Origin of the sequence: Marinobacter pelagius, from assembly GCF_900114925.1 — a bacterium.
In the GTDB taxonomy this organism is placed as follows: domain Bacteria; phylum Pseudomonadota; class Gammaproteobacteria; order Pseudomonadales; family Oleiphilaceae; genus Marinobacter; species Marinobacter pelagius.
This window is the reverse complement of the sequence record NZ_FOUR01000002.1, coordinates 92,192-112,422: the sequence shown is the minus strand read 5'-3', so window position 1 is coordinate 112,422 and position 20,231 is coordinate 92,192. Positions and strand designations below refer to the sequence as shown.

14 protein-coding genes are annotated in these 20,231 nt (G+C 52.2%); 11 read left to right on the top strand and 3 right to left on the bottom strand.

Annotation, left to right across the window (positions count from 1 at the left end; all coding sequences use genetic code 11):
* Positions 1-88: 88 nt before the first annotated feature.
* The 11 genes from BM254_RS04635 (at position 89) to xrt (ending at position 13,766) form a co-directional block, all read left to right on the top strand.
* On the top strand, positions 89-979 hold the full coding sequence (locus tag BM254_RS04635) for a glycosyltransferase (protein ID WP_245777366.1): 891 nt from the start codon (positions 89-91) through the stop codon (positions 977-979).
* A 14-nt stretch (positions 980-993) separates the two neighbouring features.
* The gene (locus BM254_RS04630) at positions 994-2,145 is read left to right on the top strand and encodes a glycosyltransferase (protein WP_175497204.1); all 1,152 of its coding nucleotides are present in this window, start codon (positions 994-996) and stop codon (positions 2,143-2,145) included.
* Between the two features lie 3 nt (positions 2,146-2,148).
* Entirely contained in the window at positions 2,149-3,528 is a 1,380-nt protein-coding gene (locus tag BM254_RS04625) for an O-antigen ligase family protein (RefSeq protein WP_091999473.1), read from the top strand.
* Positions 3,525-4,646 carry a glycosyltransferase family 4 protein gene (locus BM254_RS04620; protein ID WP_091999470.1) on the top strand — a complete coding sequence of 374 codons (1,122 nt, stop codon included), beginning with the start codon at positions 3,525-3,527 and terminating at the stop codon, positions 4,644-4,646. Before BM254_RS04625 ends, BM254_RS04620 begins: the two co-directional genes overlap by 4 nt.
* 4 nt (positions 4,647-4,650) lie before the next feature.
* A complete protein-coding gene (locus BM254_RS04615; RefSeq protein ID WP_091999468.1) occupies positions 4,651-6,150 on the top strand; it encodes an oligosaccharide flippase family protein in 1,500 nt (499 codons plus the stop codon).
* 39 nt (positions 6,151-6,189) lie between these two features.
* Entirely contained in the window at positions 6,190-8,136 is a 1,947-nt protein-coding gene (gene asnB, locus BM254_RS04610; protein ID WP_091999465.1) for an asparagine synthase (glutamine-hydrolyzing), read from the top strand.
* 2 nt (positions 8,137-8,138) lie between these two features.
* Positions 8,139-9,023, top strand: coding sequence for a glycosyltransferase family 2 protein (locus tag BM254_RS04605; RefSeq protein ID WP_091999462.1), 885 nt, complete (start codon positions 8,139-8,141; stop codon positions 9,021-9,023).
* A gap of 21 nt (positions 9,024-9,044) precedes the next feature.
* Positions 9,045-9,920: a glycosyltransferase gene (locus BM254_RS04600; protein WP_091999461.1), complete on the top strand. Its 876-nt coding sequence runs from the start codon at positions 9,045-9,047 to the stop codon at positions 9,918-9,920.
* A gap of 83 nt (positions 9,921-10,003) precedes the next feature.
* Positions 10,004-11,017: a GNAT family N-acetyltransferase gene (locus BM254_RS04595; RefSeq protein WP_139227011.1), complete on the top strand. Its 1,014-nt coding sequence runs from the start codon at positions 10,004-10,006 to the stop codon at positions 11,015-11,017.
* On the top strand, positions 11,011-12,141 hold the full coding sequence (locus BM254_RS04590) for a GNAT family N-acetyltransferase (RefSeq protein WP_091999456.1): 1,131 nt from the start codon (positions 11,011-11,013) through the stop codon (positions 12,139-12,141). Before BM254_RS04595 ends, BM254_RS04590 begins: the two co-directional genes overlap by 7 nt.
* A gap of 77 nt (positions 12,142-12,218) precedes the next feature.
* A complete protein-coding gene (gene xrt, locus BM254_RS04585; protein WP_091999453.1) occupies positions 12,219-13,766 on the top strand; it encodes an exosortase in 1,548 nt (515 codons plus the stop codon).
* 41 nt (positions 13,767-13,807) lie between these two features.
* Here xrt and BM254_RS04580 read toward each other — a convergent pair whose 3' ends face one another.
* From BM254_RS04580 to prsK, 3 genes are all read right to left on the bottom strand, one after another.
* Positions 13,808-16,507 carry a tetratricopeptide repeat protein gene (locus tag BM254_RS04580; RefSeq protein ID WP_091999450.1) on the bottom strand — a complete coding sequence of 900 codons (2,700 nt, stop codon included), beginning with the start codon at positions 16,505-16,507 and terminating at the stop codon, positions 13,808-13,810.
* A gap of 52 nt (positions 16,508-16,559) precedes the next feature.
* Positions 16,560-17,939, bottom strand: coding sequence for a PEP-CTERM-box response regulator transcription factor (gene prsR, locus BM254_RS04575; RefSeq protein ID WP_281248027.1), 1,380 nt, complete (start codon positions 17,937-17,939; stop codon positions 16,560-16,562).
* A gap of 128 nt (positions 17,940-18,067) precedes the next feature.
* The gene (gene prsK / locus BM254_RS04570) at positions 18,068-20,203 is read right to left on the bottom strand and encodes an XrtA/PEP-CTERM system histidine kinase PrsK (protein WP_091999447.1); all 2,136 of its coding nucleotides are present in this window, start codon (positions 20,201-20,203) and stop codon (positions 18,068-18,070) included.
* Positions 20,204-20,231 lie beyond the last annotated feature (28 nt).

Here is a 20,231-nt window from a genome sequence, read left to right as displayed (position 1 = left end):
GAATTGTGTACTAGCATATTTTATAGATAATCTAATTTGTAAAGAAACCTAAAGAATGTTTTTGCATTAACAGGGATGGTTGAATAAGGTGTTGAATCGAAAGGCCAAGGTTTCAGTTCTGATACCGGCGTTTAACCGGAAGAATTATATTGGGGAAACAATAGAATCAGTTCTTAGCCAATCTTACCCGAATATCGAGCTAATAGTTGTAGATGACGGTTCAACAGATGGGACTTTTGAGATTCTCGAAGAATATTCGGATCAGAAAAAACTAACCTTATTGACTCATCCGGGGCGAGAGAACCGTGGGCAATCTGCAGCACTTAACCTTGGCTTGGAGGAAGCCTCAGGGGAATTTGTTGCAATATTAGACAGTGATGATCTTTTTATGCCTGATAAAATCGCTCTTCAGGTCGACTATTTACAGAACAATCCTGACGTCGGTCTCGTTTACGGGATGGGGGAGGCTATTGATGAAAAAGGGAACTGGCTGTACGACATTCACTCCCCGGAACATGTTGAGCGTAATGATCCTAACGAGGTATTGCTGGACTGCTACTTTTTGTTGCCGCAGAACGCTTTGGTTCGTCGTGAGGTTTTTGACCGGGTTGGTTTTTTTGAAGAGGGTTTCCGGGCCGCTCAGGATCATGACATGCTCATCAGGATCAGTGAGCAAACAAAAATGGCGTTTCTGCCTATCAAAGTTTTTCGGTACCGGCGCCACCAGGAGTCTATTAGTAGCAGGGGGCAGCGTAGGCGATGGGAAAACGGCTTTGAAATTTTGCATCGGGCGCGAGCCAGGTATCCGTACAGGCGCTCGACTATTCGTAAGCGACGGGCAGTCCTGCATTACAGAATGGGGCAAGTCTGTCGGCGCGAGAAGCGTTATGCCCTGGCCACATTTAATCTGATTGTATCGGGAGTACTTGACCCTGCAAGGTCTTTCAGGGTGTTGACTGGTCGTGAACGTATCGATTGATGATAAGGATAGCCATGCAAGTCAGGGATGTAGAGCCGGTCCTCTTTATCAGTAACAAACTGTCTAACCCCAACGCTGGCACCGAAAGCCAACTCCTTAATTTAATAAATCATTTGCCGAGGGACCGGTTCAAGCCGAAACTGCTCGTTCTACAGCGTTCGGCATTTACCGATTCCGGAGCCTTGTCTTGTGACGTCGACGCGCTGGGGTACTCCAGCCTACAGGACCCCAGAACCTGGCTTGCATTCTGGCGCTATGCCAGACGTGCCTATTCAGAGGGTTACCGTTTAGCCCACATTTTTTTTCATGATCCCTCCATAATCGCTCCGCCACTGCTTCACGCAGCAGGGATTCGATCCATTATTTCCAGACGTGACATGGGATACTGGTATAACAAGTGGTACCTGTTTGTTCTCAGAATTACAGGCAGGTTCGCGAGCAAAGTGGTCGTGAATAGTCGCGCTGTTGGTGAGATTGCTGTGAGTGAGGAGCATATAAGGGGGGATAAAGTCGAGCTTATTTACAACGGTTATGACCTTCCGGAAAACGCCCAACAATCGCTGGTGCAGGATATTCGGGAGATTAAGGATAATGGTTTGGGGCCTATCATTTTTCTGGTTGCTAATTTCCGCCCCCTCAAAAGAATTGAAGATGCAATTCAGGCCTTGAGTCTGCTAAGTAAAGAAAGCGTTGATGCCCAACTGGTAGTCATTGGTAGTGGCGACTGGCTACCACTCGAGTCCCTTGCAGAAGGTCTGGGTATCAGTGACAGGGTTCATTTTCTTGGCGGGCGCAAGGATGTAAAAGCATATCTTCCCTTTGGTGATATAGGAATTCTTTGTTCTGAATCAGAAGGATACTCTAACTCTGTTGTCGAGTATATGCAGGCCGGCCTGCCAGCTGTCGTTTCGGATGTCGGGGGGAACAGGGAGGCCGTCATTCATGGAGAAACGGGTTTCCGGTATCCGGTAAAAAATGTGGATCAGCTTTCAAAGCATCTCTTGTTCCTCCTCAATCATCCGGAGATCGCACGAGAGATGGGGAGTTCAGGAAAAGTGCTTGCTGTCGAGCGTCACAATTTACAAAAGATGATTGGTGCTCATGTGGAACTTTATGACATGGTTCTGGGGAACACGGATTGTTCCCATATATCAGGAGAGTATTGAAACATGCATCAGTCCATCACACGAAGGCTCGGGGAAACTGCAGCGGCGAGTCACGTTGAGCAGGTGAGCGCGTTTACGTTCGCTCTTTATATGTATTTCTTGATCGGCTTCTTTTTACACATTTCGTCTCGTGTACCGATCTACGGCAGTATTCGGCCCACACTGGTTTTGGTAATTGCGCTGGTAACTCTGCTTTTTTTGCAACGAGACCGCCTCAAAGGCTGGACTCAAGAGCCTATAATGCAAGCGATGTTGGCATTTCTGCTATATCTGGCTGTTTCTTTGCCGTTTGTCGAGTGGCAAGGCAGTGTGATCAGGTACAACCTTTCAGAGTTCGTCAAGGCTGTAGTGTTCCTTTTCTTTACAGTCTTGATTGTGGACAGTGAAAAACGGCTTAAAATATTCTTGGTGGTATTTATCGGTTGTCAGATTATACGGGTTCTGGAACCGCTTTATCTCCACCTGACAACTGGTTACTGGGGCAGTAGAACCTATTTGGGAGGCGGTGAGTTTTCTGCTCGCCTTGCCGGTGCCCCTTCTGATGTGATCAATCCAAATGAGCTTGGATTTGTAATCGCGACGGTTATTCCGTTTCTGCATTACCTTGTTTGGCCGGGCCGCTTCTGGGCGAAGCTTTTTTATCTGGCTGTTTTGCCAGCTTTACTGTATGCGTTAATTCTCACCCAGTCTCGTGGTGCCTTTTTAGCTCTTCTGGTTGTAGCCTGGATGATATTCAGAAAGTCTAATAGAAAAGTTATGCTGATTGTCGCGGCAATTGCGATCGCTATTGCCGGCTGGAATGTGATGTCACCTCAACAGAAGGATCGCTACTTGTCTCTGGTTGGCGAGTCCCAGACAAGTAATACTGATTCAGCAGAGGGGCGTCTCAGGGGGATGGTTCTAGAGTTTGAGCTTGCGATGAACCGCCCTTTAGTCGGCCACGGCCTGGGCACCACTCCGGAGGCCAAGACCCACATGTTCGGCAAGAAGCGCGCCGCGCATAATTTCTACGCGGAGATCCTGATTGAAACAGGCCTGATCGGCTTTGTATTTTTTATGCGATTTCTTTTCAGAGTGTATCGAAAGTTGAAGGATAACAGTCGTAGTTTTCGAGAATCGGAACACGACGTTTCATTGACGTTTTACGATAATCTGAATAAGGCCCTTATAGCTGTTTTTTGGATGTATGTTGTTTACAGTACGAATTATTGGGGCCTTTCTCAATATTATTGGTACCTTTTTGCGGGCCTGGTCATTGTCTTTTCCGTACGACTAAAAGAAAAACGCCAAGTTTCTTCTGGCTCTGAGGAACGAGAGGGAGCGGGGGTATTCACCCACAAGTTTGCGCTTGCCAGACGGGTAGCAAGTGGTAGAAGGTTATGAACATACTGATGGGTGCTTTGCAACCGGGTGGCGGTATCAGAACCTTCTTCAGATACATATACGGTCAGCCTGACTTCGATCGTTGTACGTTTACCCTTGTTGCGCCGGACCATGGTTTGGGTGAATACCTCGATGAATTTTTACCACCAGAACGTATAAAACTAATACCCACGCAGCCAGATTCGGTTAAATATATCTCTCGAATTCGAAATATTGTGCGGAAAGAGAGGTTTGACCTGGTCCATTCTCATGGATTTACAGCCGGAGCTCTGACTGAAGTCGCGATCATAGGTAGGAAAATACCTCACCTGATGACTGGGCACGACATGTTCACCGATCCTTTGTTCTCGGGTGCACGGGGAAAGCTGAAGCATTTTCTTTTAGCAGTTTTACTTCAACGGATTACAGCCATCCATACGGTCACGGAAGATGCTAAAAGTAATATGTTGGAGTTCTTTCCAGGTATTTCTGAGCAAAGTATATTTCCAATACTGCATGGTATTGATACCGAATTTTTTGGATCTGGTGAATCCTATGATCTTAAAGCTCAAATTGGATTATCGCCAGATGTACCTTTGATTGGTTTTTTTGGACGCTTCATGAGTCCGAAGGGGTTCAGGTCAGTAGTGGAGGCACTGGATTATATTCGGAGACAATTTGGAGTTCAGGCACTCCCTCATGTTGCTACTTTTGGTTGGGGAGGCTTTATCCGGGAAGATTATGCGTATCTTCAGGATCTGGGTTTGGCGGATTATTTTCATCAACTGCCCCAAACAAATAACATGCCCAGCGCGCTTAGGAGTGTCGACTTGGTGGTCATGCCTTCGCGCTGGGAGGCATGCGGTCTTCTAGCGATGGAGTGTTTAACGGCAGGTGTGCCGATTATTGGCAGTGACTGTATTGGTCTCAGGGAGGTGCTCGATGGTAGCCCCGCCGTAACGGTTCCAGTCGGCGATGCAGAAAAACTTGGGGTAGCAATTCTAAAAGATTTGGCGGATCTGAAAAGGCGCAGAGAGCAGTTCACAGAATATCAACCGATTGCGGCCGAACGTTTCGAAGTAAAGCGCCCAGCAAGGGAGCTTCTCCAACTTTATAAAAAAATCAATAATTCGAGATAATCCATTGTTTCGCATAATTCTCGTCAATACAGGATCCAATGTCCTGGTCATGCTCGTCAAGCTTGCCTTGACTTTCATCATGACGCCCATTTTTGTCTCCTATTTGGGTAATCACGACTACGGCCTTTGGGCAATGGTTGGCGGCATAATTGGGTATATGGGGATGCTGGATCTCGGTATCAAACCAGCAATTAGTCGGTTTGCGGCCAAGCATAGAGCGGAAAAGGACCGTGTCGCTCTTCAGCAAGTATATGCTTCTACCCTGATTTTCACCTTTTGCATCGGCGTTCTTGTTTCTCTGATTTTGACTTGCTGGGCTCTATGGTTTACTGGCTGGATGACGCCTGATGGTGAGGAGAGTCTGAAATATACTCTGTTTTTGCTTATTTTGGCGGGCCAGATGATTATAACCTTTCCTGGCTATGTCACCGTGAGTTTCCTGGAAGGATTTCAAAAGTACTATATAAAGAATAACATCACTATTGTGAATAGCTTGATTGGAGCGGGTTTGTTTATCACGTTTGCTAATCCGGATAATGCATTATTGGTGTTAGCTGGTGTCTCTGCTCTTGGCTTATCTATCAAGTATATTATATTTATGATTTTATTGTCTCGTCCTTCATTCGGAGCTATTTCCTTTAAGGGCAGTAATTTTAGCCCCAGTAAACTGTCGGAAATGCTTAGATTCAGTCTCAAGTCTTTTGTTCAGGGGCTTGCGACTCGAATGGAAAGTGCGACAGACACCATCGTTATTGGGGCCTTTCTGGGGCCGGCTTCAGTGCCCTTCTATGCAATCCCGATGAATCTTGTGAGAAATATACAAGGGCTTGGTTGGACTCTGACGCACGCTTTTATGCCGCTGTTTAGTGATATGGCCGCAAGATCTCAGCAGGCCGAAATTCAAAAGATCTATCTTGTTTCAAGTAAAGTTGTCGCTGGTCTGGTGGTGGCAATAGGTATAGGTGTGACGCTTGTTGGCACACCATTTCTGGCTTTGTGGATTGGTCCCGAATATACCAAGCAATCTGATGTCATTATATTGTTGCTTGTGATGTTTGTTACCCTTCCTATGTTGAATCCCTTCAGTAGTCGGTATTTGACGGCAATTAATGAACATGGAATTTTCGCCAAACTGATGCCGGTTTCTGCATTGGTAAACGTTGGCTTGAGTATTGCGCTAGTTAAATCCTATGGCATTGTCGGGGTGGCCGCTGCGTCGGTTCTGCCCGCACTGGTACTGCATCCCGTATTGCTCACTTACAGTTGCCGTCATCTCAAACTTTCGGTGAGCCGATATCTGAAAACAAGCCTTTTGCCCCTTTTGACTCCCTGGGTTTCCATGGGCTTGTTCGTTGCGTGGGTTCGGTGGCATCTGGGTATTGAGGGGTATGTCTCGTTGGTAGCAACTGTGATCTCGGGTGGAGCAATCTATTTTGTCATGTTTTGGTTCGTCTCTCTGACGTCCGACGAGCGTCGTTTCGTTGCCGGACGGCTTCGAAGATAGTCGCGCAATCGAATTTTATTTTCCGGAACAGGTAGGTTCATGTGTGGATTCGCGGGTCTGATTGGCACTAATGGTGGCTTCAGTGACAGTATTTCCGAGCAAAGCCTGAGGGCTATGGGCAACGCCATTGAGCATAGAGGGCCGGACGGGGAGGGTATCTGGAAAGAGGACACCGTCGGTATGGTCCATCGCCGGCTCGCCATCCAGGATCTTTCTCCTGCCGGCGCCCAACCGATGCTTTCCAATAGCGGCCGATTTGTCATTGCGTTCAATGGCGAAATATACAATTTCCGGGAGCTTCGAAGGGAACTAGAGCTGGGAGACGCCAACTTTAGAGGTCACTCCGACACAGAAGTGATGTTGGCGGCGTTTGAAGCTTGGGGGGTAGAGAACTCGCTGCAGCGCTTCAATGGAATGTTCGCATTCGCCTTGGTGGACCGTCATGAGAAGAGGCTAACCTTGGCCCGCGATCGAATGGGGGAGAAGCCACTGTACTATGGTTGGCAGGGGCGAACTCTTTTGTTTGGTTCAGAACTCAAAGCCCTTGCATGCAATCCTTCCTGGAAAGGGGACATTAACCGTGGCGCCCTACCGCTTTTGTTACGTCACAACCTGATTCCCGCGCCTCATTCCATTTATTCCGGAATCTATAAACTGCTCCCCGCGTCGTTCATTAGTCTGGACCTGGACCGGCTGGTGCCCGGAGAACTGCCTGAGCCCTCTCGCTACTGGCGTCTGGAAGATCAATTTGTTGAGGATTCAGGCTGGACCTTGAATGGTGCCTCTTCCCACCTCGAAACCCTCCTCGAGGGAGTGGTCGGCGATCAGATGGTTTCGGACGTTCCATTGGGTGCGTTTTTGTCAGGTGGTGTGGATTCCTCCACTGTTGTTGCGTTGATGCAGAAGCAGGCCAGCCAACCGGTGCGCACCTTCAGCATAGGCTTCAATGAAGAGGGTTTTAATGAAGCGGTGCATGCGGCCGCCGTGGCAAGACACCTTGGTACGGACCATACTGAGTTATATGTTACAGAGCAGGACGCTAGGGATCTGGTGCCCCGTTTGCCGCAACTTTACGATGAGCCGTTTGCGGATTCGTCTCAACTGCCTACCTATCTGGTCAGCGAGATGACGCGGAAATACGTTACCGTGGCTTTGTCCGGCGACGGCGGTGACGAGCTGTTCTGCGGGTACCCACGTTATCCTTCGATGCTTCGCGGCTGGCAACGGCGTGGTTCCCTTGGCTCCCGTTTGAAAGGACTTTCAGGTCGTCTGCCGCCCGGGATTACGGCACAGGCCATTCGGGCGTTGGTACCGTCCCAGAAGGGGCGCAGTGTGGACGCACTTCGGTCACGACTGGCGCGGGCCAGAATTATTGCGTCTGCTCGGAGCCTGTCAGATTACTACCGACGGTCTGTTTCTTACTGGCCAGATCCGTCTGCGGCTTTGCTGGAATCGGGCGAGGGTGATTATGGACTGACAGGTCCGCTCCCGGACCCTGTACCTGATAATGATTTGAAAACCCTGATGTGGCGGGACCTGAACTGGTACCTGCCGGACGACATCCTGACCAAGGTGGATCGTGCCGCTATGGCCTGCAGTCTGGAAACCCGTATTCCTTTGCTGGATCACCGGGTAGTGTCCTTTGCGATGGGCTTGCCTGCGTCTATTAATATGCAGGGCAACGTGGGCAAACAGGTGCTTCGGTCGGTGTTATACCGTCATGTGCCACGGGAGTTGATTGATCGGCCCAAACAGGGGTTTGCGGTGCCTGTTGCCGCCTGGCTGAGAGGAACTTTAAGGGAGTGGGCAGAGGATCTTCTGGATCCTGCAAAGTTGAAACAACAAGGTTACTGGAAACCGGATATGGTCCGACATGTATGGGATGAACATATTTCAGGTCGGGAAGATTACAGTTTTCAGTTGTGGGGTATTTTGATGTTTCAGGCCTGGTTACTAGAGCAGGAACATGGAGTGGTTCAGGAATGAAAATGGATACGTCAACCAGTCCCCTGGTGAGTATTGTAACCCCAACCTATAACCGGGCCGACTATATAGGTCAGGCGGTCAACAGTGTACTTGCCCAGACCTACACGAATTTCGAATTCCTGATTGTAGATGACGGTTCAACGGACAATACCCGTGAGTTGCTGGAACCCGTGTTGGCGGATGCGCGGATCCGATATTTCTACCAGGAGAATCAGGGGCAGAGTGTTGCCCGAAACTGTGCGTTATCTGAAGCCAAGGGTGATTTCGTGTGCTTTCTGGACTCGGACAATTACTGGCCCGCTGAGAAGCTGAAACAGCAGGTCGACCTGTTCAGAAATCATCCGGATTACGATGTTGTCTATGGAGACATAATTACCATTGATGAAAAGGGACAGGAAGTCAGCCGAAAGAACATGAAGCGCTATTCGGGCATTATCGCCAAATACATGATTCGTGATAACTGCGTGAGTATGAATACTGCAATGGCTCGGCGCCGGTGTTTTGAGACGCTTGGCGCAATGAGTGGTAAACGCCGTGTAGCAGATGATTATGATTTATGGCTTCGTTTCTCGGCCAGGTTCCGATTTCTGTATGTTCCTGAGTTTCTTGCCTATTATCGGGTAATGGATGATCAGATCTCCTCGGATAAGACCCGGCGTTTTGATTCCAACTGGGAGATTATTCGTGATTTCAGGCGGGAATTCCCGAACGCGATGTCTGAGCGCGAGTTCAACTCAGGATTTGCTGCATTCCACTCCAGGAAAGCCCGCTACCTGGCTAGCAAAGGGGCCAGACGTGAGGCATTCGCGGAGATGACAAAAGCGCTTCGACTGCAACCTCTGACGCGCTCTTCCTGGCGCAACTTTGCTGCTGTTCTTCTCAAATAGGCGAGATCGAGGGGGGTTGCAATGACGAGCGTCAGTGTAGTGACTCCAACCTACAACAGGGCCCGTTTCCTGCCGGAGGCGGTTGCCAGTGTCTTGTCTCAAACATACTCTGATCTTGAGTTGATCATCGTGGATGATGGTTCCGTCGACGATACCGGTCAGGTGTTGGAGCCATTTCTGGACGACAGCCGCGTTCGTTACTTCTATCAGGAAAACCGGGGCCAGAGTCATGCCCGTAACCTTGCTCTCGAGCAGTCGAAGGGAGGATTCATCGCGTTTCTCGATTCGGACGATAGCTGGAATCTCGATAAACTGGAAAAACAACTGGCTGTTTTTGAAGCAAACCCGGATGTTGATGTTGTCCATGGTGACGAGGCAATGATTGATGAGCTGGGTGGACTGATAAGCTGCCAGAACATGAAGCGCTATTCTGGCCGGATTACACCATATCTTTTGGCTGACAACAGTGTGAGCATTACCACGGCGTTGGTCAGGAGGCGATGTTTTGAAGAGATGGGCGGTTTCGATACTTCGGTTGGTGTTGCCGATGACTATGAGCTTTGGTTGAGGTTTTCCACCCGTTACCGCTTCCATTATGAGCCTGGCATAGTTGCATCATACCGGGTGATGCCAGATCAGATTTCCTCGGACAAGCGGAAGCGGTTTGCGGCGAACGAGGCGATTATCCAAAAGTTCCTGGAAAAGCATGGCGGGGCTCTGTCTACGGGGGAGCTTCGCTGGGGACTTGCCCGTTTCTATTGTCGCAAGGCGAGGTACTTTGCCAGTGTGGGTGAGCGTGGCGAAGCTGTCGGGGCCCTGGCCAGAGCTCTCAGCAAAGCACCACTTGATGCCGTGGTCTGGAGAGCGCTGTTTCGCGTCATGGTGCCGCGAAAATGACCCAGGATACGATAGTAAATGTTAGGCCTTGTCGGGAAGGTTTACCGAGATGTGTCCCGTGGCAGGCAAAATACCGGGAAGGGGTGATCAAGCTTTTCAGGGCGGTGCCTTACAAGGCAAAGTTGTGGGATTGGCAGTTTGAGTCCAATCCTTTCGGATTGCCCTTTACCCCTGTTGTGCTGGTCGACAACGACGACAGGGTCGTAGGCTTCAATGGCGTGATGCCGGTTCGCGCAACGGACCGGGGCGAAGACATAAGTGTTTTATGGAGCTGTGATTTTTACCTCGCCGAGCAGTGGCGTGGGCAGGGGCAGGGTAGTGTTATCAAGCATGAGTTGCACAGGAGGGCGCCTGTTATCATGGCCTTTGGCATCAGTGACCGGGCAAGTCACGTTCTCAGTCATCTGGGGTGGGTGCCCGATGACTCGGTAAGAATTTTCAGGATGCTGCGAAAGCGCAAGGGGCTTCGAAGTTGGTTACTGAGTTGTCTCCAGTTGTTGAATCGACTGCGACTGGCTTTTTCGATTCCCCCGGGTCCAGCTGATGCGAGAATCTGTGTGCGTTCAAGCCTTCCGGAGAGAGCTGACGTTGACGCGTTATGGAACCGCTGCGTTCCTGACTACGGGCGAGTTGTGCGAAGAGACTTCGCTTACCTCGACTGGCGTTACCAGCGCCACCCATTGAGCCGTTACGGATATGTTTGTGCGTGGAAAAACGAAGAACTCGCCGCAATTCTGGTAACCCGCTTCAGCCGGGGCACCCTGCGTATCGTTGATTATTGTGGTCCGGCCCACAATCAATCCCTGAAACGTACTCTCGTAGGGGCTGCGATCCACCATTGGCCTCATGCCAACCAGGTAGTTTCGGTCACTTCTGATTCCGAGCTGGCCAAGGTGTTTCTGGCTGAAGGGTTCGTTCAACTGAGGGGGCGGCCCCGTTTCTATGTCTATGAGCCAGGTTCAGATGAAACGGCCAAGCCGTCTGCCTGGTTCATTATGGCTGGAGATTCCGATGGAGAGTTCCTGCAGGCTGCCAGTGATTTTTGCACTACGGAAACCGTGCCGGGTGCGTCCTCTATGGAGCAGGTGCCATGCTGAGTGTCAGGCTCGTTTCCGAGGCTGGTTTTGCTGAAATGGCTCAGGAATGGCAGGCATGCCTTGAAGAGTCTGCTGCCAATCCTCTGTTCATGAGCTGGCCCTGGCTTTATAGCTGGTGGGAAACCTGGTCTCAGGTCCTCGGTATGGAGCTGGTGCTTCTGGGTGTATTTGATCATCAGGGGCGGCTTGTCGGAATCGGCCCTTTCTGCCGGCGGGTGCTGGTGACGCCCGCCGGGGCCAGGGTTGCCCGCCTTTATATGATTGGAAATGCCTGGCGGCTTGCGCCAACCATACGGACAGAGTATTGCGGGATTATTGCGCGCCGGGGGTATGAGCAGTCGGTGAGGGTAGCACTTGATTCGGCGCTGGGCCGGTTGGAATGGGATGAAGTGATTTGCACGGACGTGCCTGTTGATCAACTGGCGAATCTGCAAATCGGAGCCTTTGATGGAAAAGGGGGAAACCGGATCATCTGCCGTACTGAGGATAGGGGGATCCGTATCGAAACCTCTGGCTGCTTCGATGACTGGCTAAGCGGGCTAGGGAAGAACACGCGTCTCAAAACCTATAACCGAAGGACCTACCTGAGAAAACAGGGTGAACTCGTTTTTCGGCAGCACGATGAGGGCCGTGACGGGGATTTTTTTGAGCGCCTCAATGCTTTTCACGTAACTCGCTGGGGAAAACCGGCATTTGACAGGGAGGCACTGCGGTTTCATCGGCTACTTTTAAAGCGGCTGCATTTGTGCGCGGGGAAACCTGCCATGACTTTGATTCTGTATAACGGCCGATGTGTTTCTGTTTCGTATGATCTGGTGGTTCGAGGGTGCCGATATAATCTTCAAGCGGGGTACGAAGAAGATTTCAGCGCGAAAGTCTCCCTGGGTTATCTTCACCTCGGGTTCGCCATTGAAGCTGCTTTCAAAGAGGAAACTACAACTGCCTATGATTTACTGGCCGGTGCCGGGAAAAAGCAATTTTATAAATCGTACTTGAACGGTGACACGGTTCGTTTTTCCACATTCCAGGTAGTTCGCAGCCCTGTGCTCAAGGCGCTGTATCATATCCAGCGGGTCAGTCCGCCGTTTATCGCGAGAGCTTTCAGTCGTAAGGTAGGGTTGTGATGATAGAGCGTGGCAAACAGTGCTGCCGGCAGGCACAATGAGTCAAGGATTGCTCTCTACGTAAGGGATTTGGACGCATGACGATTGAAAGGATTCATTCTCGTAGCTTTTTTCGTGCGGTTTTCCCGTTCCTGATCGCATTCACAGCTCTATTTCTGCTTATCTGGCCTACCGTCGAAGGCATCGTCAGCCGCTGGTTCAAGTTTGACGAGTCCTACTCCCACGGTTTGTTGCTTCTGCTGGTTTCCGTTGTCCTGGTTGTTCGGACGGTTAAAAGGGAATCGCCCGTTACGGGATTCTACCCCTTGTGGCTGTTTCCATTCGCACTGGCATTGCTGGCGTATGGCCTTGGCGACATTTTGCGCTTGCAGGCACTTCGGGAGATAACGGTTGTTCCCCTTTTGCTGGGTATCCTTGCGATCTTTTTGGGCTGGCGGCAGGTTAAAGCATTCATTATCCCCGTTGGTGTGCTTTTCTTTGCGGTGCCTGTATGGGATTACCTGTCCTGGACTCTGCAGTTGATTACCGTTGAGATAAATCGATTGTTACTCGGTTTTCTGGGTATTGATTTCAAGGTTGAAGGGGTATTTGTTTTCCTGATCGGCGTTGGCACTTTTGAAGTGGCACATGGTTGCTCCGGTCTTCGCTATCTGTTGGTTGGTCAGTCGCTGGCTGCGCTGTATGGCGAACTGAACTTCAGTCGTCTGCGCTCAAGGATCGGTTTGTTCCTGATAGCGGTGGTTTTGTCATTGATGGCCAACTGGATCCGGGTGTTCGTGATCATTTATATGGGCTACGAAACCGACATGGAAACGAGCCTGATCAGGGACCACGATAATTTTGGTTGGTGGGTGTTTGCGGCCACTCTCGTGCCCCTGTTCTATATAGGGCGCAAGCTGGAATCGAACACAATAGAGAAGAAGGCTGTAGACGAAGGCGCTACGGTTGCTACCAATGTACAAAGCCAGCGTCGACTCTGGACCGGAGTTCTGGTGGTTTCTGTGTTGCCTTTTGTGGTGGGCGCCGTCCTGCCGTCTTCGGCCGGACAAATAAAACCGTCACCAGATGCTTTTGACTTCAATCTTGACGAAGATCGCTATGCACCACTGTTTGGAAATCGGCTCAATGGGTGGCGTCCCCAAATCCGGAATCCCGATCTTGTTTTTACCCGGACCATGTTTTATCGCGAGGCTGCCAGTGGAGATGAAGGGCCGGACCAGCAGTTGTTTGTGGGAGTCTACAGTTATGAGCACCAGCGCCACAGGGCAGAGCTTGTACAGTACTGGAACCACATTTACGATCGCAGTGAGTGGGTGCCGGATGGGTTTTTCAAAGTGAAATCTCCCTCGGGTATCCCTCTGCAAGGTCTGACACTACGTAATCTTGAATCCGGCCAGATAATTCATCTGGCCTATGGTTACTATGTCGCCGGTTTCTGGGAGACGGATCAGTTGCGCGCGAAGCTGGCGCAGGTGGCAAGTTTTTTCAGTTCTCGTACAGACGCGTCTGCGGTTATTTTCGGTGTCGCGTGTGATTCCTGTGACGGCGAAGCCGCATTGGGGGAGCTGGTGGGAAATATCATGCCGACCGTCGTCGGTCAGGTGGATCAGTACTTTCTGCAGTGATTTCCCTGCGCCGGGGTTCCGGTCGGTTACGGCCCGCGGCTTTAGCCGGGGCCGCTGAATTTTTCCAGTACCCGCTTTGCGTCGGCACCGCGACCCGATGCACGATAGGCCTCAGCCAGATGCATCGCAATCTCTTCTGAATCCGGCTGCAGTTCGTGAGCTCTCTCCAGTACCGGCAGACTCTCTGCGTGTTGGCCTGCTTCAAACATGATCCAGCCGTAGGTGTCTGCAATAGCGGCACTATCAGAATTCAATTCATAAGCCTGTTTTGCCAGGTCCAGCGCTCGCTCATCGCCTTGTTGGTAATAAATCCAGGCAAGGTTGTTGAGGGCGACTACGTTTTGAGGCGTTAGCTCGAGTAATTGCTCGTAAGGACCGATTGCCTCCTCAGGTGCGTCGGTTTCCTGGTGAAGCACGGCCAGGTTCATCAGAATCTGGGGGCTGCGAGGATAGGCCTGGCTGGCACGGCCAAGGGATTCGATGGCTCTGTCACGCTGACCGGAGCGGGCGAGCGCGCGAGCGTGGGCCAGCTCAATCTCGACGTTTCGCTCTTTCTCAAGGGCTAGCTGATAGAGATCGGCGGCCTCCTGATATTCTCCGCGTCTTTCAAAGTATTGGGCCTCAAGCAGGAAAGGATTTCCGGATTGAGGGTGTTGCTTTTTAACGTCCCTGAGAATTTCGCGGGCTTCTTTGGCATTCTCCTTTGTGAATTGGACGGCGGCTGCCTGAATGCCGATTTCTTCGTTGTTCGGGAACAGCACACGCCCTCGCTGCAGTACCTCGGCGGCCTGATCCAGTCGCTCCCGTTTGGCCAGCTGGGTGGCAATGCCATGATAGATGGAAGCCACGAGCGATTCGGCCGGAGCAGGGTTGGATACGTCCTCACGCTCCATGAGGCTTGCGGTCAGTTCGTCGGCTTGCTCAGTGTTGCCATCAAACAGTGCCGATTCGAGGAGCAAGAGCCTTGGTCCGTAGGCGTCCGGGTGCTTCTCACGGACTTGCATCATCAGCGCCACCAAGTCTTCACGTTCCATCACCGAGGAGATTCCCTGTAACGCCTGGCGGTTGTCAGGTGCCAGCATTATGGCCCGGCGATAGTAGCCCTGCGCCTCGGCGATCTGGTCCCGGGTTTTGGCCAGGTTGCCAAGTGCAGCCAGGGGAGCCGGGTCCTCGGTGTCCAGTGCCAGGGCTTGCTCGTAGTATTGCCTGGCCTCGTCGTAATCACCGGCACTGCCAGCAACATTTCCGCGAGTCACAAGTGCTCTGACACTTTGGGGCTGATTTTCGATCCAGGCCGAGGCTACGGCTTTGGCAGCCTCATAATCGTTGGCAGATACGTTTGCCTGGACCACCAACAATCTTGCCCGCTCGGAATCCGGGGCATTTTCAAGCACTCGATTCGCTTGCTCAATGGCTCTGTCGGTATGGCCGAGACGCAGAAGGTAGGTTGCGTAACGTAATCTGAGGCTGTTGTTGTCCGGTGCCAGTGCCAGTGATTTTTCTATGAACTGGGTGCCGCTTTCGGTATCTCCGCTGAGCAGCGAAGCGAATCCAACGAGGGCCAGGGTTTCGGGATCCGACTCCTGGTCTTCAAGGCTGGCAAGAACTTCCCGGGCACCTTCGGGGTTGCGCATTTGCAGGCGAGTAGCGGCAAGCAGTTTTGTCGCCTGCTCGGAATCGCCCATATTCACAACCGGCGTAAGCAAAGCTTCGGCTTCTTCGGGGCGCCCTTGACGGTAGCGAACGAGGCCTAACATCAGGGCCGCCGGTTCATGGCTTGGCGCCTGTGCGAGCACCTCCTCAAGATAGCGGGATGCGTTATTCAGGTCGCCATTGTTGAAGGCTTCCTGTGCGGCTTCCAGGTTGCTCTTGATGGTGCCTGGCGCTGATTTTGCGAGAATTTCCTCGTAAACAAAGGCTTCAGAGGATTTGCCCTGTTCCCGCAGGACATTAATCAGGGCTGACATGCTTTCAAACTTTTGGTGCGTCATTATGTCGTACTGACCAATAGTCTCCAGCGCATTAATCAAGGCCTGTTCCGCGTTTGCCCAATCTTCCTCGTGTTGGGCGATTTGTGCTTTCAGAAGCCAGAGATCGACGTGGTTCGCATCCAATTCCCCTGCTTGGGCAATATAGCTATCAGCCTCCTCACGATTGTTCTGGCTGTAGGCTACTTTTGCCAGACCAATCAATGGCGGCACCGCACTGGTGTCAATACTTCTGGCATCAGAGTACGCGTCCTCAGCTTGATCAAGGCGGCCGGCAGCCAGATGGATATCCCCCCTGAGCATGGCACCTTTCAGTTGTTGAGCCCGGTCCGCATCCTTCAGCTTCTCAAGGGCAGCCAGTGCTTCTTCGTGCTCACCTTGCTTCAGCCTGGCTTCAGCTCGAATCAGTGATGCATCATTGAGGTTCTGTTGGCTTATGGATTCTTCGCCAACATCCGAAAACAGTTGATCGAGCAAGCGTTCGGCACTACGTGCGTCACCCGCGGTAATCAGATTGTTGACGATGATGAGGTAGGGTTCGACGCGTTCGGGCTGGAGTTCACTCGCACTACGAGCCTCCAGCGTACTGGCCTTGAGTTCACCTTGGCGCTGGAAAAAACGGGACTGATCCAGATGACTGATATACTGGATTTCTTCCTGGCTCATTTCATTGTTGTCGCCACTGCATCCGGTGATGGTCAGCGATATGGCAACTGAAAGAAGGATGGTGCGCGCTGCTGACACTAATCTCATGGCCCTGTTCCTTTCCTTATTCAAGTCTTCCTTTGGATTCCCTGCCTGCTATTCAGGCATTCGTCGATTCAGGCGAAGTTTTTATCCGGTATTTGTCGGTGAGGTTGTACAGCGTTGGCCGGGTGATTCCCAGCAGGCGAGAGGCCTGCGCCATATTGAAATTACAGGACTGAAGCGCCTGTAGAATTGCTGCTCGCTCGGCGTTTTCACGCACTTGCCGCAGATTAAGTTGATGGTCCTGGCCTTCGTTATCTTCAGTGAGTTCAAGGTCCGAGGCGGTCACTCGTTTGCCCTCTGCCATAATGCTGGCTCGTTTTACCTTGTTAATCATCTCTCGAACGTTGCCGGGCCAGGCATAACTGTTGATCGCCCTGATGGCATCCTCGGTTAAGGTGAGGTTGGGGCGGTCCATCTGCTTCCCCAGTGATTTCAGGAGATACTGGGCTATGACGAGGGTGTCACCTTCGCGATCGCGAAGGGCAGGTACATCAATGGTGATCTCACTGATTCGGTAGTAAAGGTCTTCTCTGAAATCACCACTATCAATCAGCTCTCTTACATTCCTGTGGGTGGCACAGACCACCCGAACGTCCACTGGAATCGTATTTACAGAGCCTACCCGGTCTATTACCCGCTCTTGCAGGAAGCGCAATAGCTTTACCTGCAGTGCCATGGGCATGTCGCCAATTTCGTCCAGGAACAGCGTGCCCCCGTTAGCGCTCTCTATCTTGCCTTTTTTACTCTGCGTTGCACCGGTAAAGGAGCCTTTCTCAAAGCCGAATAACTCGCTCTCAAGCAGATTCTCGGGAATGGCTGCACAGTTGATTGCCGCGAAGGGTTTGTCTGCCCTTTGGCTCAGATCATGCAAACCTCGGGCAAGAAGTTCCTTGCCGGTGCCGGTTTCGCCGGTGATTAATGTTGTGGCATCGGTTGGTGCGATCTTTTCGATGGTCCGGCAAATCGACATCATTTGCGGGCTGGCCGCCACGATGCCTTTGATGCTGCTGCCGTTCTTGTGCTCTCCGAGGTGGCGGTTTTCTTTTTCAAGTTCCGCCAACCGGAAAGCGCGATTGACCACGAAAGTAAGAATGTCTGCATCCAGCGGCTTCTGATAGAAATCGGCAGCGCCCATTCCGATGGCGCGAACAGCATTCTCCTTGTCTTCACGACCGGTAACCACGATGACTTTGGTCAGGGGCGAGAGGCGGAGAATATCTTCGAGTAGTTGAAAACCTTCAGAAGCCCCCCCTGGGTCAGGCGGTAGCCCGAGGTCAAGGGTAACGACTTCCGGCTCCATGCGGCGCAACGTGGCAAGAGCCGATTCGCGATCGGATGCGACCGACACTTCCAGCTCATCACTAAAACACCAGCGCATCTGGCTTTGGAGGCCCGGATCATCCTCTACGATCAGGAGTCGCTTGCTTACAACCACAACACGTTCCTTGTCATGCTTACTGTTAATTTCCTGAAACAGGGCGTTTCGTACGTCCTTTACATTGATTGTTAACCGAAGGTTGACACTTTGCAATCCTCCGTTTCAAGAACCCGATGAATCGTCAATTATTTGGCGCTATTCACGCGAATTGCGTTGTCAGATTCCGGTAGATCCGTGTTCTGAGGAGCTGTTTCATCCGAGTCAGCGGCCAATGGAATCCGCACCGAGAAACAAGAACCGACCCCTGGCTCACTGGTCACATCAATATTCCCGCCAAGCTGCTTGATGTACTCGCGCGCCTGGTACGCGCCAATCCCCATTCCGGTAAGCCCCTTGGTGCTCTCGAACGGCTTGAACAGGGAGGTGTTGATAAACTCCTCGGTCATGCCGCTGCCGCTGTCCTGGATAAACAATACGACGTTGCCCCGGGCAATCTTCAGGTTCAGGGTGATTTCCCCATCCGGTGGTGTTGCATCCTGGGCGTTCTGGATCAGGTGGCTCAGGACACTGCGCAGCTGCTCGTAGTCCCCCTGGATCCAGGCGCTTGGCAGATTGCCTGTCAGCCTCGGAACGGGGCGCTGATGACTGTGATGGTTGACCAGGCTGCGAGCCAGTTCGGCCAGGTCGATATCCTGCAACTGTGGATCGGCGATGCTGTCGGGCCTGCGGATATGGTCCACCAGATTCGACATTTTCCGCACGGCGTGCTCGGTGGTGTTGATCATGTCATCGATAAACGCGGGGTTGTGCTTGTGTTTCGGCGCGTTTTTGACAAGCAACGAGAGCTGGGCGATCACGGTCTTCAGGTCATGCACCATGAAGGAGGACGCCTTGCTCACCGCCTCGAACTGCATGGCCCGGGACAGCCGATGTTGGGCATCTGCCTGGGCCAGCAGGTTACAGGACTGCCGCGCCACCACCTTGATCAGGTCGAAGTTTTCCCAGTTAAGTTCAACCCGGGCGAAGGGGTTGCCCACCATGGCGATGCCGTAGAGATCGTTGTCCAGATACAGGGGGATGACCAGCCACGCGTCCGGTGTCCGGGCGATGGCGTCGGGTATTTCCAGAAGGTCATAGCTGACCGGATCATTCCGGTACTCGTGCAGGTCGACAATCCATTCCCGTTGCCGGAACAGGCGAACCAGGTCCGAATCCGCGTCGATCATGGTGTATCTGGGCATGGCCATGTTGACCGAGCCTTTGAGTGTATAGGCTCCCTGTTCATCCCGGAGCCAGATGGCGCCCGCATTGCTTTCCACCAGTCCGGAAAGGATGTGGATGACGCGAATCGGCAGGGGTGGATCATCACCGAGATTTGCCATTTCCCGGGTCATTTTCAGCCATTCTTCCCGGTAGTCGTACTTGTAATCGAAGAAGTTCTGGCTGATCCGAACCATCAGCCTTGCCCGGATCCGGCGGGACAGCAACAGGGTGACGAGGAAGGTGAGGGAAATGGTGAGAAACAGGACCCTCAGGGCATCGCCCCAGTCACCTCCGAGAATTTTGACGTAGTAGCCGCCGAGTGCGAGGAATAACAGGTAGCCGCCGCCCAGGACGAGCGTGCCGGCATGGAATACCGCGGACCGGGACAACTGGAAGTCCACCGGTTGCCTGCGGGTGTTCAGTACGTTGACGGCAAACAGGGGCACCAGAAGCGCATTGACCAGTCCACGGGCATTCCAGAAAGATTCGGAGACCTGGCCGAACAACAGGGCATCGGCGTACATGAAGAAGTCGAAGGCGAAGATCGTGGCAATGCCGATGCAGATGTATTTGATGCTGGAACGGCCGAAATTCGGGGAATTGCGCCAGATTTGCTCGACCAGGGACAACCCCATGAGGGAGAGGGCGATCTGCCCGAGTACCTTGGTCTTGCCGTTCAGGACTTCCCAGCCCAGGGTGAATTCAAGGATGCCGAAAGCGAGCAGGACAAAGATCAGGGTGAAGGTTGAGGCACCCAGAATCTTTTTCATCTGCCCGTGAATGGTGCCTTGACGGGAGGCGTTGCGAAGCAGGGCGAATAACAGGGTGATCCAGGCGCCATCCCGGAGTAGTTCAATAATATAGCGGGGGATAAACCCGGGGGTGCCCCACAGCGATTGCGACACCAGGGCGCCGGCCCAGAGGGTGGTCGCCAGAGCAGCGACAAACAATACCCTGTCCACGTCCCGCCTGAGATAGCGGGTTGCGACGAGAATGGTCAGCAGGCCAAAGGCAATGGCCGCTGCTCCATGGCTAATCAGGCTGAGATCACTTAGCATCCCTCGCTTCCTGCGTTGCTGCCTTGTT

What these genes read in the sequence shown, in the direction of transcription:
- BM254_RS04630 (WP_175497204.1), top strand. Translation starts at nt 994, where the DNA reads ATGCAAGTCAGGGATGTAGAGCCGGTCCTCTTTATCAGTAACAAACTG.
- BM254_RS04625 (WP_091999473.1), top strand. Translation starts at nt 2,149, where the DNA reads ATGCATCAGTCCATCACACGAAGGCTCGGGGAAACTGCAGCGGCGAGT.
- BM254_RS04620 (WP_091999470.1), top strand. Translation starts at nt 3,525, where the DNA reads ATGAACATACTGATGGGTGCTTTGCAACCGGGTGGCGGTATCAGAACC.
- asnB (WP_091999465.1), top strand. Translation starts at nt 6,190, where the DNA reads ATGTGTGGATTCGCGGGTCTGATTGGCACTAATGGTGGCTTCAGTGAC.
- BM254_RS04605 (WP_091999462.1), top strand. Translation starts at nt 8,139, where the DNA reads ATGGATACGTCAACCAGTCCCCTGGTGAGTATTGTAACCCCAACCTAT.
- BM254_RS04600 (WP_091999461.1), top strand. Translation starts at nt 9,045, where the DNA reads ATGACGAGCGTCAGTGTAGTGACTCCAACCTACAACAGGGCCCGTTTC.
- BM254_RS04590 (WP_091999456.1), top strand. Translation starts at nt 11,011, where the DNA reads ATGCTGAGTGTCAGGCTCGTTTCCGAGGCTGGTTTTGCTGAAATGGCT.
- xrt (WP_091999453.1), top strand. Translation starts at nt 12,219, where the DNA reads ATGACGATTGAAAGGATTCATTCTCGTAGCTTTTTTCGTGCGGTTTTC.
- BM254_RS04580 (WP_091999450.1), bottom strand. Translation starts at nt 16,507, where the DNA reads ATGAGATTAGTGTCAGCAGCGCGCACCATCCTTCTTTCAGTTGCCATA.
- prsK (WP_091999447.1), bottom strand. Translation starts at nt 20,203, where the DNA reads ATGCTAAGTGATCTCAGCCTGATTAGCCATGGAGCAGCGGCCATTGCC.